This window comes from Micromonospora sp. bgisy143 (genome assembly GCF_057708145.1).
On sequence record NZ_JBYIRN010000037.1, the window covers coordinates 41,100 to 53,916 of the forward strand.

At 73.5% G+C, this 12,817-nt stretch carries 11 protein-coding genes; 8 read left to right on the forward strand and 3 right to left on the reverse strand.

Going from position 1 to position 12,817, the window contains the following annotated elements:
• Positions 1–22 precede the first annotated feature (22 nt).
• Together AC3EN4_RS29245 and AC3EN4_RS29250 are read left to right on the forward strand one after the other, a co-directional pair.
• Positions 23–877, forward strand: a complete 855-nt coding sequence (locus AC3EN4_RS29245; RefSeq protein ID WP_435209486.1) for a DegV family protein — start codon at positions 23–25, stop codon at positions 875–877.
• Positions 862–1,656: an SDR family NAD(P)-dependent oxidoreductase gene (locus AC3EN4_RS29250; RefSeq protein ID WP_435209488.1), complete on the forward strand. Its 795-nt coding sequence runs from the start codon at positions 862–864 to the stop codon at positions 1,654–1,656. Before AC3EN4_RS29245 ends, AC3EN4_RS29250 begins: the two co-directional genes overlap by 16 nt.
• A gap of 51 nt (positions 1,657–1,707) precedes the next feature.
• Here AC3EN4_RS29250 and AC3EN4_RS29255 read toward each other — a convergent pair whose 3' ends face one another.
• Positions 1,708–3,186: an arabinofuranosidase catalytic domain-containing protein gene (locus AC3EN4_RS29255; protein ID WP_435209489.1), complete on the reverse strand. Its 1,479-nt coding sequence runs from the start codon at positions 3,184–3,186 to the stop codon at positions 1,708–1,710.
• A gap of 216 nt (positions 3,187–3,402) precedes the next feature.
• On the opposite strand from AC3EN4_RS29255, the gene AC3EN4_RS29260 reads away from it, so the two are divergent.
• From AC3EN4_RS29260 to AC3EN4_RS29275, 4 genes are all read left to right on the forward strand, one after another.
• Complete coding sequence (locus AC3EN4_RS29260; protein WP_435209491.1) at positions 3,403–4,302, forward strand: ComEA family DNA-binding protein; 900 nt, start codon at positions 3,403–3,405, stop codon at positions 4,300–4,302.
• Positions 4,299–6,680: a ComEC/Rec2 family competence protein gene (locus AC3EN4_RS29265; RefSeq protein ID WP_435209492.1), complete on the forward strand. Its 2,382-nt coding sequence runs from the start codon at positions 4,299–4,301 to the stop codon at positions 6,678–6,680. The genes AC3EN4_RS29260 and AC3EN4_RS29265 overlap by 4 nt, the downstream gene beginning before the upstream one ends.
• 155 nt (positions 6,681–6,835) lie before the next feature.
• Complete coding sequence (gene holA / locus AC3EN4_RS29270; RefSeq protein ID WP_422736461.1) at positions 6,836–7,816, forward strand: DNA polymerase III subunit delta; 981 nt, start codon at positions 6,836–6,838, stop codon at positions 7,814–7,816.
• Entirely contained in the window at positions 7,813–8,229 is a 417-nt protein-coding gene (locus AC3EN4_RS29275; protein ID WP_435209494.1) for a hypothetical protein, read from the forward strand. The genes holA and AC3EN4_RS29275 overlap by 4 nt, the downstream gene beginning before the upstream one ends.
• Before the next feature lie 254 nt (positions 8,230–8,483).
• Here the strand turns inward: AC3EN4_RS29275 and rpsT are convergent, their stop codons facing one another.
• Together rpsT and AC3EN4_RS29285 are read right to left on the reverse strand one after the other, a co-directional pair.
• Positions 8,484–8,750: a 30S ribosomal protein S20 gene (gene rpsT / locus AC3EN4_RS29280; protein ID WP_422736459.1), complete on the reverse strand. Its 267-nt coding sequence runs from the start codon at positions 8,748–8,750 to the stop codon at positions 8,484–8,486.
• Positions 8,751–9,012: 262 nt separating this feature from the next.
• Complete coding sequence (locus AC3EN4_RS29285; RefSeq protein WP_435209496.1) at positions 9,013–9,987, reverse strand: phosphotransferase; 975 nt, start codon at positions 9,985–9,987, stop codon at positions 9,013–9,015.
• Positions 9,988–10,048: 61 nt separating this feature from the next.
• On the opposite strand from AC3EN4_RS29285, the gene AC3EN4_RS29290 reads away from it, so the two are divergent.
• Complete coding sequence (locus tag AC3EN4_RS29290) at positions 10,049–10,585, forward strand: DUF4240 domain-containing protein (RefSeq protein WP_435209498.1); 537 nt, start codon at positions 10,049–10,051, stop codon at positions 10,583–10,585.
• Between the two features lie 117 nt (positions 10,586–10,702).
• Positions 10,703–12,580: a translation elongation factor 4 gene (lepA, locus tag AC3EN4_RS29295; RefSeq protein WP_435209499.1), complete on the forward strand. Its 1,878-nt coding sequence runs from the start codon at positions 10,703–10,705 to the stop codon at positions 12,578–12,580.
• The last annotated feature ends 237 nt before the right edge of the window (positions 12,581–12,817 follow it).

Here is a 12,817-nt window from a genome sequence, read left to right on the forward strand (position 1 = left end):
GTGATCGGCTAGCGTGCCGGGCATGCCCGTCGCGGTCGTCACCGACTCCACCGCCTACCTCCCGCCCGAGCTGGTGCGGCGGCACCGGCTGACCGTCGTCCCGCTGACCGTCGTGCTCAACGGTGCGGAAGGGCTGGAGGGGGTGGAGACCCAACCCGCCGACGCCACCCGCGCGCTCAGCGAGCGGCGGGTGTCGGCCAGCACCTCCCGCCCGGCGCCCGAACAGTTCGCCCGGACGTACCGCCGCCTCCTCGACGAGGGCGCCGACGGCGTGGTCTCGGTGCACCTGTCCGCCGGTCTGTCCGGCACCGTCGAGGCGGCCCGACTGGCCGCCGTCGAGGTCGGCGGTCGGGTCGAGGTCGTCGACAGTCGCTCCACCGGCATGGGGCTCGGCTTCCCGGCCATCGCCGCCGCCACCGCCGCCGAGGCCGGGGCGGACCTGGCCGGCGTACGCGACGCGGCGGTCGCCGCGGTCGCCCGGACCACCGTCTGGTTCTACGTCGACACGCTGGAGTTCCTGCGCCGGGGCGGCCGGATCAACGCCGCCGAGGCGCTGCTCGGCACCGCCCTGTCGGTCAAGCCGATCATGCACATGCCGGACGGCGCGATCGTGCTGCGCGAGAAGGTGCGTACCGCCAGCCGGGGAGTCGCCCGGCTCGTCGACCTGGCCGTCGAGGCGGCCGGCGACGACGACGTCGACCTCGGCGTCCACCACCTGGCCGCGCCGCAGCGCGCCGAGGCGCTGCTCGCCGCGCTCACCGCCCGGCTGGGCGAACGGGTGCGCGACACGTACGTCTCCGAGGCGGGCGCGGTGGTCGCCGCGCACGCCGGGCCGGGCCTGGCGTGCGTGGTGGTGCACCGTTGGCCCCGGAGCTGACCGCAGTGGCCGGCGCGTGCGTGGTGACCGGTGGCGGCCGTGGCGTCGGCCGGGCCGTGACGCACCGGCTGGCGACGGCCGGGGTCACCGTCGTCGTGGTGGAGCGTGACGCCGAGGCGGTGGACTGGCTCGCCGGACATCCGGCCGCCGACCGGCTGCGTGCGGTGGTCGGTGACGCCGGTGACGAGCGGGTGGCCGCGCACGCCGCCGAGGTGGCCGAACGCGTCGCCCCGCTCACCGGCTGGGTGAACAACGCGGCGGTCTTCCGGGACGCGGACCTGCACACCGCGTCGGCCGACACCGTGCTGGACCTGATCGGGCTGAACCTGCGCCCGGCCGTGGTGGGCGCCGCCGTGGCGGTACGGCGGTTCCTGGCCGCCGGCACCGGCGGCGCCATCGTGAACGTCTCGTCGCACCAGGCCCGCCGGCCGGTGCCGGGCGCCCTGCCGTACGCCACGGCGAAGGCCGCCGTGGAGGGACTGACCCGGGCGCTGGCCGTCGAGTACGGGCGGCACGGCATCCGCGCCAACGCCGTCGCGCTCGGCTCGATCGCCACCGAGCGGCACGCCGAGTTCCTGGCCGCGCAGGAGCCCGCCCGGGCCGAGTGGATCGACGCCGAGCTGGCCCGGCTGCACCCGGTGGGCCGGATCGGGCGTGCCGACGAGGTGGCGGAGGCGGTCGCGTTTCTGCTGTCGCCGGCCGCGAGCTTCGTCAACGGGGTGACCCTGCCGGTGGACGGGGGACGGGCGGTGCTCGGCCTCGACCCGGAGGCCCGCTGATCCGGTGCCGTCGGGCCGCCTCCACCGGGAGGCGGCCCGACTGCTGTCCGCTCAGCTACGCAGGGACCACTGCTGGTTCTGTTGCCCGTTGCAGGCCCAGAGGATGAGTTTCGTGCCGTTGGCGGTGGCGGCGCCGTTGGCGTCCAGGCAGAGCCCGGACTGGACGCCGGTCACCGTGCCGTTGGCGTTGACGTTCCACTGCTGGTTCGTGCCGCCGTGGCAGTCCCAGATGATGACCTGGGTGCCGTTCGCGGTGCCCTGGCCGTTGGCGTCGAGGCACTTGTTGCCGTACACCTGGATCTGCTTGCCGGCCGTGTAGGTCCAGCGCTGCGCGGTGCTGTTGCTGATGCAGTCCCACAGTTGCACCTGGGTGCCGTTGGTGGTGGTGCCGTTCGGCACGTCGACACAGCGACCCGACTGCGCGCCCACGATCTGGGCGTTCTGCTGCGGGTTGCCGCCGCTGGCCGGCGTGTAGGCGGCAGCGGCGATGTTGGCCTGGACGGCATCCTCGGTGGCGGCCGACGGGTAGCCGGAGGTCAGCACACCCTCGAAGAAGGTGCCGCGACCGGTGATGCTGTTGTCGCCGCCGATGCCGAGGAGGATGGCCCCCTCCTTCTTCATCGGGTGGTAGCCGTTGGGCCGGCGACCGTCGAAGTAGGTGGTCAGGCCACCTGACTGCGCGTTACCGCCGCGGATCGCCCAGTGGTTCGGCTCGCCCTTGACGATGGCCGTCACGAAGCGGTGGTTGATGGACGCGATGTTGTTGTAGCCCGCGTTCACCCCGGAGAACAGGCCCCACTCCAGGTCGGCCATGATCCAGGGACCCGCGCCCGCGCCGTAGCCCCACTGCTTGTTCGCGCCGAAGTAGACCGTCTCCATGATGGCGCGTTCGTCGGCCTGCACGTTTGTCTGCGCGTTGCCGTAGTCGAAGCAGCACCACTGGTTGTAGTGCGTGCCGTCGACCACGGCGTAGATGCCCTCGGGCTGGTCGCCGGTGGCGACACCGTTGGTGTTGTTGTTGCGGTAGCCGGTGCCGGGGGCGATGTAGACGCCGTACGCCTTCTGGCCGCTGATGGTGACCGGTGCCGCCTTCGCGTCGGCGAGGTTGTCGTACCCGCCGGGCGCCGGGCCGGTGAAGCCGCCCGGAGGTGCCTGGGTGAGGCGGTTGTTGCGGCCGGACTGGTCGTAGATGACCGTGATCACGCAGCTCGTGTTGGCACAGAAGGTGTCCTGGGTGGCCGCGTTGGCGACGCCACCCGCGCTGAGCACGCCGACGTCACGGGTGGTGTTGTCCGACGATCTGCGGACCTGGTAGAGCGGGCCGTTGTACGCGCCGTACAGGGCTCGGGTGGTGCTGTGCGCGGCGACGCACGGCGTGCCGCCGGCGGCGTAGATGTCGCACGGGCCGGTGCCGGCCGCCCGGGCGACGCCTGGCGTCTCCGTGACCAGATAGACGCCGGCCCCGGCGACGAGGACCAGCAGGGTCCCCGCTGCGGCCAGCAGGCGGCGCAGCCTTGTCTTCACGTCCATGGATTCCCCTTGCGGTGCGGCGGTGGTGGTGGGGGTGATGTCACGCGTGATAGCGCTAACATTAATCCCCGTCCATGAATGCGCGCTACCTCCCGGCGGCCTCCACGCCGTAGCAGACACGAGCATGATCAGGGCGTTGTCCACAAAGGCGTCGACTGTCCACAGGCCGGCGCCGCGACGCGCCCGTCGTGGCGTCCGGCGTCCTAGCGTCGCGGCGTGGCAGAGGACGAGGAGACAGCGGTACGGCAGCGTCTGCGCCGGCTGACGGCCGCGACGGGTGGCCCGCCGCCGACTCCGTCGGGCAGCAGCGCGTCGCCGACGTCGTCGGGCAGTGGTGGGTCGCCGACGTCGTCGGGCAGTGGTGGGTCGCCGACGTCGGCGGGCAGCGGCGCGTCAACGACTTCGTTGGACGGTGGCGCGTCGCCGACTCCGTCGGACGGTGGTCCGTCGGCGGCCGACGGGCCCGCCGGTCTCGGCGGCGGTGCGGCACGGCTGCCCGGCCCCGGAGCGTTCGACCCCGGCAGACGCGGTGTGCGGGCGTTGGCGGCCGTGGCCCTCGTGGTGGTGCTGGCCGCCGCCGGTTGGGCCTGGCGGTCCCGACCGCACGCGGAACCGCTCACCCCACCGGTCGGCGAGGCCACCTCGGCCGTCGTGGCCGGGTCGGCCAGCGCGACGGCGTCCGGCGAGCTGGTGGTGGCGGTCGCCGGCAAGGTACGCAAACCGGGGCTGGTCCGCGTACCGGCCGGGGCCCGGCTCGCCGACGCCCTGTCCGAGGCCGGCGGCCCGCTGCCCGGCGTCGACGTGGCGCTGCTCAATCCCGCCCGCAAGGTCACCGACGGTGAGTTGATCGTCGTCGGGGTGACGCCGCCACCGGCACCGGGCCCCGCGGCCGGTCCCGCTGCCGGTGGAGCGCCGGCCCCCGGCGCGGTGCTGAACCTCAACACCGCCACCCTCGCCCAGCTCGACGCGTTGCCCGGGGTGGGGCCGGTGCTCGCCCAGCGCATCCTCGCCTACCGGGACCAGCACGGCGGGTTCACGGCCGTCGGCGACCTGCGCCACGTCGACGGGATCGGCGACGCGCGGTACGAGCAGCTCAAGGACCTGGTGACGGTGTGACCGTCGCACCCGTCGTCGGCGACCCGCCGCCACCGGATCTCCGGCTCGCCGGGCTGGCCGTGGCCGCCTGGCTCACCGCGCTCACCGGCCTGCACCTCGGCCCCCGACCACTGCTCCTGGTGGCCGGCGTGGCAGCCGTGTCGACGGCGCTGGGCACCCTGCGCCTGCTCGGCCGGCTCGGTCGCCCCGGGGCGCTCGCCCGCCGGTACGGCTGGATCGTCGTCGCGGTCGGCCTCGGCGTGTTCTGCGGCGCGGCGGCGACCTCCGCCCGGCTGCTCGTCCGGGACGCGCCGCCGGTCCGCACACTGGCCGAGCAGCGTGCCCCGGTCACCGCCGACCTCGTCGTGCGGGATGATCCGCGCCCGATCCGCTCCGCCGGGCGTCCCGGCATGCTGCTGGTGTCGGGCGAGCTGATCCGGCTGACCGGTCCGGACGGCCAGCGGCTCCGGGCATCGGTGCGGGTACTGGTCCTCGCCACCGACCCGGCCTGGCGCGGGCTGTTGCCGGGGCAGCGGCTGACCGCCGACGGGCGGCTCGGCGTGCCGCGCGGCGGTGACCTCACCGCGGCCGTCCTCGCCGCCACCGGTCCACCCGAGCGGCGCGGTACGCCCTCGTGGGCGCAGCGCGCCGCCGGCACCCTGCGCGCGGGTCTGCAACGGGCCTGCGCGCCGCTGCCCGACGACCCGGGCGGCCTGCTGCCGGGGCTGGTGGTGGGCGACACCAGCCGTCTGCCGCCCGCCGTCGAGGAGGACTTCCGGGCGACCGGCATGACGCACCTGAACGCCGTCTCGGGCAGCAACGTCGCGATCGTGGTGGGCGCGGTGCTGCTGGTCGCCCGCTGGGCGCGCGCCGGTCCATGGCTCGCCGGCCTGCTCTGCGGGGTGGCGCTGGTGGGGTTCGTCATCCTGGTACGTCCGTCGCCGAGCGTCGTACGGGCCGCCACGATGGGGGCGATCGGGCTTGTCGGGTTGGCCGTCGGCCGACCCCGGGCCGCGCTGCCGGCGCTGGCCGCCGCCGTCACCGTGCTGGTGCTCGTCGACCCCGAACTGGCCGGCGACGCCGGGTTCGCGCTCTCCGTCCTGGCCACCGGAGGGCTGCTGCTGCTCGCGCCGCGCTGGCGGGACGGGCTGCGCCGCCGGGGCGTACCGGCCGGGTTGGCTGAGGCGTTGGCGGTGCCGGCGGCTGCCCAGGTGGCCTGTGGGCCGGTCGTCGCGGGGATCTCGAGCACGGTCAGCCTGGTGGCGGTGCCGGCCAACCTGCTGGCGGTGCCGGCTATCGCACCGGCGACGGTGCTGGGCGTGACGGCCGCCGTGCTGTCGCCGGTCTGGCCGGCCGGGGCCGGGTTCGTCGCGTGGCTGGCGAGCTGGCCGGCCTGGTGGCTGGTCGTCATCGCCCGCCACGGCGCCCGCCTCCCGGCCGGCACCCTGGCGTGGCCGGGCGGGGTCCGGGGTGCCCTGCTGCTGGCCGGGCTGACCGTGGCGCTGCTGGTGGCGGCACGCCGACCGCTGGTACGCCGGTTGGTGGCGGTGGTCGCCGTCGCCGCCCTGGTCGGCGCCCTCGGGGTCCGGTTCGTGGCCAGCGGCTGGCCGCCGCCAGGCTGGGTGGTGGTGGCCTGCGCCGTGGGGCAGGGTGACGCCCTCGTCCTGCCCGTCGCGCCCGGCCGGGCGGTGCTCGTCGACGCGGGGCCGGAGCCGGGCGCGGTGGACGGCTGTCTGCGGCGGCTCGGTATCCGGGAGGTGCCGCTGCTGGTGGTCAGTCACTTCCACCTCGATCACGTGGGCGGGGTGACCGGGGTGTTCCGGGGGCGACGGGTGGGCGCCGTGCTGACCCCATCCGCGACGGAGCCGGCGAGCGGCCGGGCGGCGGTCCGCGCGGCGGCCGCCGGCCGGGCCACGATGCGGGAGGCCACTGCCGGGGCACGTCACCGGGTCGGCGGTGTCGAGTTGCTGGTGCTGGGTCCGCCGTACCCGCTGGGCGGCACCCGTTCGGACCCGAACAACAACTCGCTGGTGCTGCGCGCCACGGTCGCCGGCGTCTCGGTCCTGCTGCCGGGCGACGCCGAAACCGAGGAGCAGCACGCCGTCCTGGTCCGGACGCCGCCCGAGCAGCTCCGGGCGGACGTGTTGAAGGTCGCGCACCACGGCTCGGCGTACCAGGACGAGGGCTTCCTGGCCGCCGTACGGCCGGCCGTCGCGCTGGTGCCGGTCGGCACGGGCAACACGTACGGGCACCCGAATCCGGCGCTGCTGGCCCGGCTGAGCAGGAACGGCGCCCGGGTCCTGCGGACCGACACCGACGGCGACGTGGCGGCGATCCGGACGACTCACGGGCTGGCGGTGGCTCGTCGAGGGGTACCGCCGGGACGGCCACCACCGTGAGAGGCGCGTGGAAATTGCGCACACTCGACCCGAAATCCTAGCGATTTGCGGATTGAATGGTGAATCGAGATAAATGTCTGGATTTGCGCTAAGTGCGGGCTACGCTGACCGGGCGGCGAATGAGCAGGCCCGTACCCGCCTCAGGCCGTGCGAATATGGGCGACGTGACCCCCGCCAGCCTCGCCCCCATTGTGCTCGTCCTCGGCGACGAGGAGCTGCTCGCCACGCGCGCGGTCTCCGAAGCTGTCGAACGGGCCCGCGCCACCGACCCCGAGGTGGACGTCCGCGAGTACCAGGCGGGTGCGCTCACCGTCGGCGAGATCGCCGAGATGCTCAGCCCGTCGCTGTTCGGCGGCCGGCGGCTGCTCATCCTGCGCTCCGGCCAGGACGCCCGCAAGGACCTGGTCGCCGCGCTGCTGGCGTACGCGAAGAATCCCGACCCGGAGGTGCAGCTCCTGGTGCTGCACCTGGGCGGCGCCAAGGGCAAGGCGTTCGCCGACGGGCTGCGGTCGGCCGGCGCCACGGTGGTCCCGGCGGCCAAACTCAAGGGTCACCGCGATCGGGTCGCCTTCGTCCGTGACGAGATCCGCCGGGCCGGTGGCCGATGCGCCGACGACGCCGCCGAGGCGCTGATCGCGGCGGTCGGCAACGACCTGCGTGAGCTGGCCGCCGCCTGTTCCCAGCTCATGGCCGACACCGACGGGCGGATCAGCGCCGAGACGGTCTCCCGTTACTACCGGGGGCGCGTCGAGGTGACCGGCTTCACCGTGGCCGACGCCACCATGGTCGGCGACGTGCCGGCCGCCCTGGAGGCGCTGCGCTGGGCCCTGCACGTCGGTGTCGACCCGGTGCCCATCGCCGACGCCCTCGCCGACGGGGTACGGACCGTGGCCCGGGTGGCGTCGGCCGGGCGGGGCAACGCGTACCAGCTCGCCAGCAGCCTCGGGATGCCGGCGTGGAAGATCGAGCGGGCGCAGCGACAGGGGCGCGGCTGGACCCCGGAAGGTCTGGTCCGGGCCATGCAGGTCGCCGCGGAGTGCAACGCGGCCGTCAAGGGGGGCTCGGACGACCGGGCGTACGCCCTGGAACGGGCGGTCTTCTCGGTCGCGGCGGCCCGGCAGGGCAGCATCCGGTGACCGGGCCGAACCGTACGGCGTGGGCCACCGTGTCCGCCGACGAGGAGCGGTACCGGCCGCTCTACGCCCGCCTCCTCGGCCTGCGGTTCGTCAACCCCGGTGGGGTGCTCTGCTTCCTGTTCTTCGAGGGCACCATCGCCCTGGCCGTGCTGCTCGCCCTCGCGGAGCTGGTCACCTGGTGGGCGGTGCTGGTGCTACCCGTGGTCGTGGCGGCGATGGTCAAGCTCAACGACATGGTGGCCGCGGTGGTGATCCGTTCCGCCGCGCTCGTACCCGAGCAGGAGCGGGACCGCTTCCGGCGGCAGATGGAGCCGGTGGTCGGTCGGGCCCGCGTCGAGTGGGGCGCCGTGACCCCGGCGGTGGTCACGACCGATCCGGTGCGGCCCCGGCGTCGTCGGGACCCGCTGGACTGACGACCGCCGGGCTCCGGCCGTGACGACTGCCGGGCCCGGGCCGTGCCGACCGCCGGGCTCCGGCCGTGACGACTGCCGGGCCCGGGGCGGGACGACCGCCGGGCCTGGGGGCCGTGACGGCTGCCGGGCCTGGGCCGGGACGACTGCCGGGCTCCGGCCGTGCGCCGGTCGGTGATACTGCCGGGCGTTCGCGGACACACGGAAGCCCCGGACCGAGGGTCCGGGGCTTTCCGAAGCAGTCTGACGGTGAAGCGTCAGGCGGAGAGGGCAACCACGCGCTTCGCGATCGCGGACTTGCGGTTCGCGGCCTGGTTGGCGTGGATCACGCCCTTGCTGACGGCCTTGTCCAGCTTGCGCGAGGCGTCCAGCATGAGGGCGGTCGCCTTCTCGACGTCACCGGCCTCAGCAGCCTCGTGGAACTTCCGGACGGCGGTCTTCAGCGACGACTTGACCGACTTGTTGCGCAGCCGGGCCTTCTCGTTCTGCCGGTTGCGCTTGATCTGGGACTTGATGTTCGCCACGCGACAGCCTCGTCTTGATAGCTCGGGTTGGTCAGCTTGTGCACGACATGACGACATGAGTCATCGCCGCGCGAAGAGCCAGGTTACCAGGTCGCCCGGGACGAGCCAAAACGGCTCCGCCGCCCGCGTCCACCCGGGCGTTCGGGTCGTGATCCACTCGGCTTCCGGGAAGCCAGGGTATCCGCCGCCCGCTGACCGCCCGACTTCCCGGAACCCGAGTGGATCACGGCTCGGCCGTGCGGCGGGACGCCAGCGCGGTCGGTCACCGCCAGCCCTGCCTGCGGGCGAGCCAGTCGAGGGCCTGCGCACCGCTGGACCGCTGGTGTGCCGCCCGGTGCGGCGAGGCCGTCACCGGTGTCGCGTCCGCCCCGGTGAGGTAGTAGCCGGCCAACGCGGCGAGGGTGACGTCCAGCGCGTCCGGGGGAGCGCCCGCGCTCGCCGGCTGCGCGGCGAAGATCCGGTCGACGTCCAGGCCGCCGCCGTACGCGGTGAGCAGCAGGGTGACCAGGTCGAACCAGGCCGGCCCGGTGCAGGCCCAGGTCCAGTCGCAGAGCCAGGCCCGGCCGTCCGGGTCGATGAGCACGTTGTCCACCCGCAGGTCGCCGTGGAGCACGCCGGTCGCCCTGTCGGCGTACCCGGGGAGGCGGGACTCCAGCGCCACCAACTCCGGGAGTCGGCCCCGGGCGGCGGCGGGCAGCGCCGGTAGCGGCTCCCGGCCCGCGGCGACCTCCTTCCACCACAGGATGTCCGAGCGGGCCAGGTCGGCCAGACGGGGCAGGCCGAGCGCGGTCAGGCCGGTCGGTGGGTCGGCGAGCGCGGCGGCGACCTCGGCGTACGCGGCGAGCGTGGCGTCCAACTCGGCACGCGTCCAGGGCAGGTGCGGTACCTGGCCGTCGACCGCGTCGGCGCAGAGCGCGAACCAGCCGGCCGCGTCCAGCGTCCACCGCAGCCGGGGCGCCGGCAGGTCGGCCGGCAGCCGGTCGAGGATCGCGGCCTCCCGGGCGTACCCCTGCACCAGGTGCGGTTGTGCGACGGCGGGTGCCGCCTTGACGAAGGCCCGGCCACCGTCGGCGGTGTGCAGCACGGCCGCGAAGCCCCGGGTGAAGCCGGCGGCGGCGACCCGGGCGGTGACCACCGGCGCGCCGAGCCGGTCGGCGATGGCGGCCCGCAGCGCCGCCGGCAGCTCCGACCACGACGGGCGCAGCGCGCCCGCGTGGTACGGCGACGGGGAGGACATCCCACCATGCTGCCCCGGGGTCCGTGCGCGGCGCGCGGCGACACTGCCAGACTGCCAAGCCATGAGGACCGAGGACTTCTGGCAGCTGATCGACCAGGCCCGCGCCGGGGGCGGGGGTGAGCCCGGGCCGGTCGCCGCGCGGGCCGTGGCGCTGCTCGCCGAGCGCGATCCGGAGGACATCGTCGGGTACGCCCAGCACCAGGCGAAGGTGCTGGCGGCCTCGCACAAGGCGGACCTGTGGGGCGCGGCGTACCTGATCAACGGGGGTGCCTCGGCGGAGGGCTTCGAGCACTTCCGGGGCTGGCTGATGACCCAGGGCCGGGCGGTGTTCGCCCGCGCCGTCGGCGACCCGGACTCACTGGCCGAACTGCCCCAGGTGCGGGCCGCCTCGCTCAGCGGCGAGGAGTTCTCCGCCGAGCAGATGCTGGCGGTGCCGTGGGACGCGTACCGCCGGGCCACCGCGGCGGAGCTGCCGACGGACCGCGAGCCGATCCGGACGCCGGACCTGAACGACTTCTGGGACTTCGACGACGAGGACGAGGCCCGCCGCCGGCTGCCCCGGCTGGCCGCGCTCTTCGTGGAGCCGCCGGAGGAGTGAGGCGTCCCGGGGACCGATCCGTCGCCCGCGCAGTGGGCGTACCCCGGCGGCGTGGGAACATGGAGGGGGTCGGCGGCGCGCCGGCCTGTTCACGTCAGCCGACCAGAACGGACCGCTGTGCCACCGAAGCTCGATCCCGGCGCGAACGCCCCTGGTGCCACCGACCCCGGTCGCATCCGGAACTTCGGCATCATCGCCCACATCGACCACGGGAAGTCGACCCTGGCCGACCGGATGTTGCAGCTCACCGGCGTGGTCGACCCCCGGCAGATGCGCGCGCAGTACCTGGACCGGATGGACATCGAGCGCGAACGCGGCATCACCATCAAGAGCCAGGCCGTTCGCATGCCGTGGACCATCCGCGAGGGCGAGCGGGCCGGCGAGCAGGCCGTGCTCAACATGATCGACACCCCGGGGCACGTTGACTTCACCTACGAGGTGTCCCGGTCGCTGGCCGCCTGCGAGGGTGCCGTGCTGCTTGTCGACGCCGCGCAGGGCATCGAGGCGCAGACCCTCGCCAACCTCTACCTGGCGCTCGAGAACGACCTGCGCATCATCCCGGTGCTCAACAAGATCGACCTGCCGGCCGCCCAGCCAGAGAAGTACGCCGAGGAGTTGGCCCACCTCATCGGCGGTGACCCCGCCGACTGCATCCGGGTCTCCGGCAAGACCGGCGAGGGCGTACCGCACCTGCTCGACGAGATCGTCCGGCAGTTCGTCCCACCGGTCGGCGACGCCGAGGCGTCCGCCCGGGCCATGATCTTCGATTCGGTGTACGACGTCTACCGTGGCGTCGTCACCTACGTCCGGGTGGTCGACGGGCGGATCAGCGCCCGCGACCGGATCAAGATGATGTCCACCGGCGCGGTGCACGAGCTGCTGGAGATCGGCGTCATCTCACCCGAGATGGTCAAGGCCGACGGCCTCGGCGTGGGCGAGGTCGGCTACCTGATCACCGGCGTGAAGGACGTCCGGCAGTCCCGGGTCGGTGACACGGTCACCATCAACAGCCAGCCGGCGGCCGAGCCGCTCGGTGGGTACAAGGACCCGAAGCCGATGGTCTACTCCGGCCTCTACCCGATCGACGGGTCCGACTACCCGAACCTGCGCGAGGCCCTGGACAAGCTCAAGCTCAACGACGCCGCCCTGGACTACGAGCCGGAGACCTCCGGCGCGCTCGGCTTCGGCTTCCGCTGCGGCTTCCTCGGCCTGCTCCACCTGGAGATCATCCGGGAGCGGTTGGAGCGCGAGTACAACCTCGACCTGATCTCCACCGCGCCCAACGTGGTGTACCGGGCGATCCAGGACGACGGTGCCGAGATCGTGGTGACCAACCCGAGCGAGTACCCGACCGGCAAGATCGCCGAGGTGTACGAGCCGGTGGTGCGGGCCACCGTGCTGACGCCCAACGACTACGTGGGCGCGGTCATGGAGCTGTGCCAGGGCCGGCGCGGCAGCCTGCTCGGCATGGACTACCTCTCCGCCGACCGGGTGGAACTGCGCTACACGCTGCCCCTCGCCGAGATCATCTACGACTTCTTCGACCAGTTGAAGAGCCGTACCAAGGGGTACGCCTCGCTCGACTACGAGCCCTCCGGCGAGCAGGCGTCCGACCTGGTGAAGGTGGACATCCTGCTGCACGGCGAGCCGGTGGACGCGTTCAGCGCCATCGTGCACAAGGACAAGGCGTACAACTACGGCGTCACCATCGCCGCGAAGCTGCGTACGCTGATCCCGCGCCAGCAGTTCGAGGTGCCGATCCAGGCGGCCATCGGCAGCCGGGTGATCGCCCGCGAGACCATCCGCGCGATCCGCAAGGACGTGCTCGCCAAGTGCTACGGCGGTGACATCAGCCGTAAGCGCAAGCTGCTGGAGAAGCAGAAGGAGGGCAAGAAGCGGATGAAGATGGTCGGCCGGGTGGAGGTCCCCCAGGAAGCCTTCATCGCCGCCCTCTCCTCCGACTCCGGCGACGCCAAACCCACCGGCAAAAAGTAACCCCGGCCGTCCGGCCCTCCCCACCCCACCCACCCCGGTGATCAAGAGGTTCGCGTCATCCGAAGCCCGGATCCTGACGCGAACCTCTTGATCACCGGGGTGGGTGGGGATTTTTTAGGGGTGGGGGTCGGGGTTGTTGCTGTGGGCAACATGTTGTCTGACCTGTATGGACGTGGCACCGGGTCAACCGACGCAGCCGTCCGGCATCGATGCCGGCAACTTCTTGTGTGGATGAGT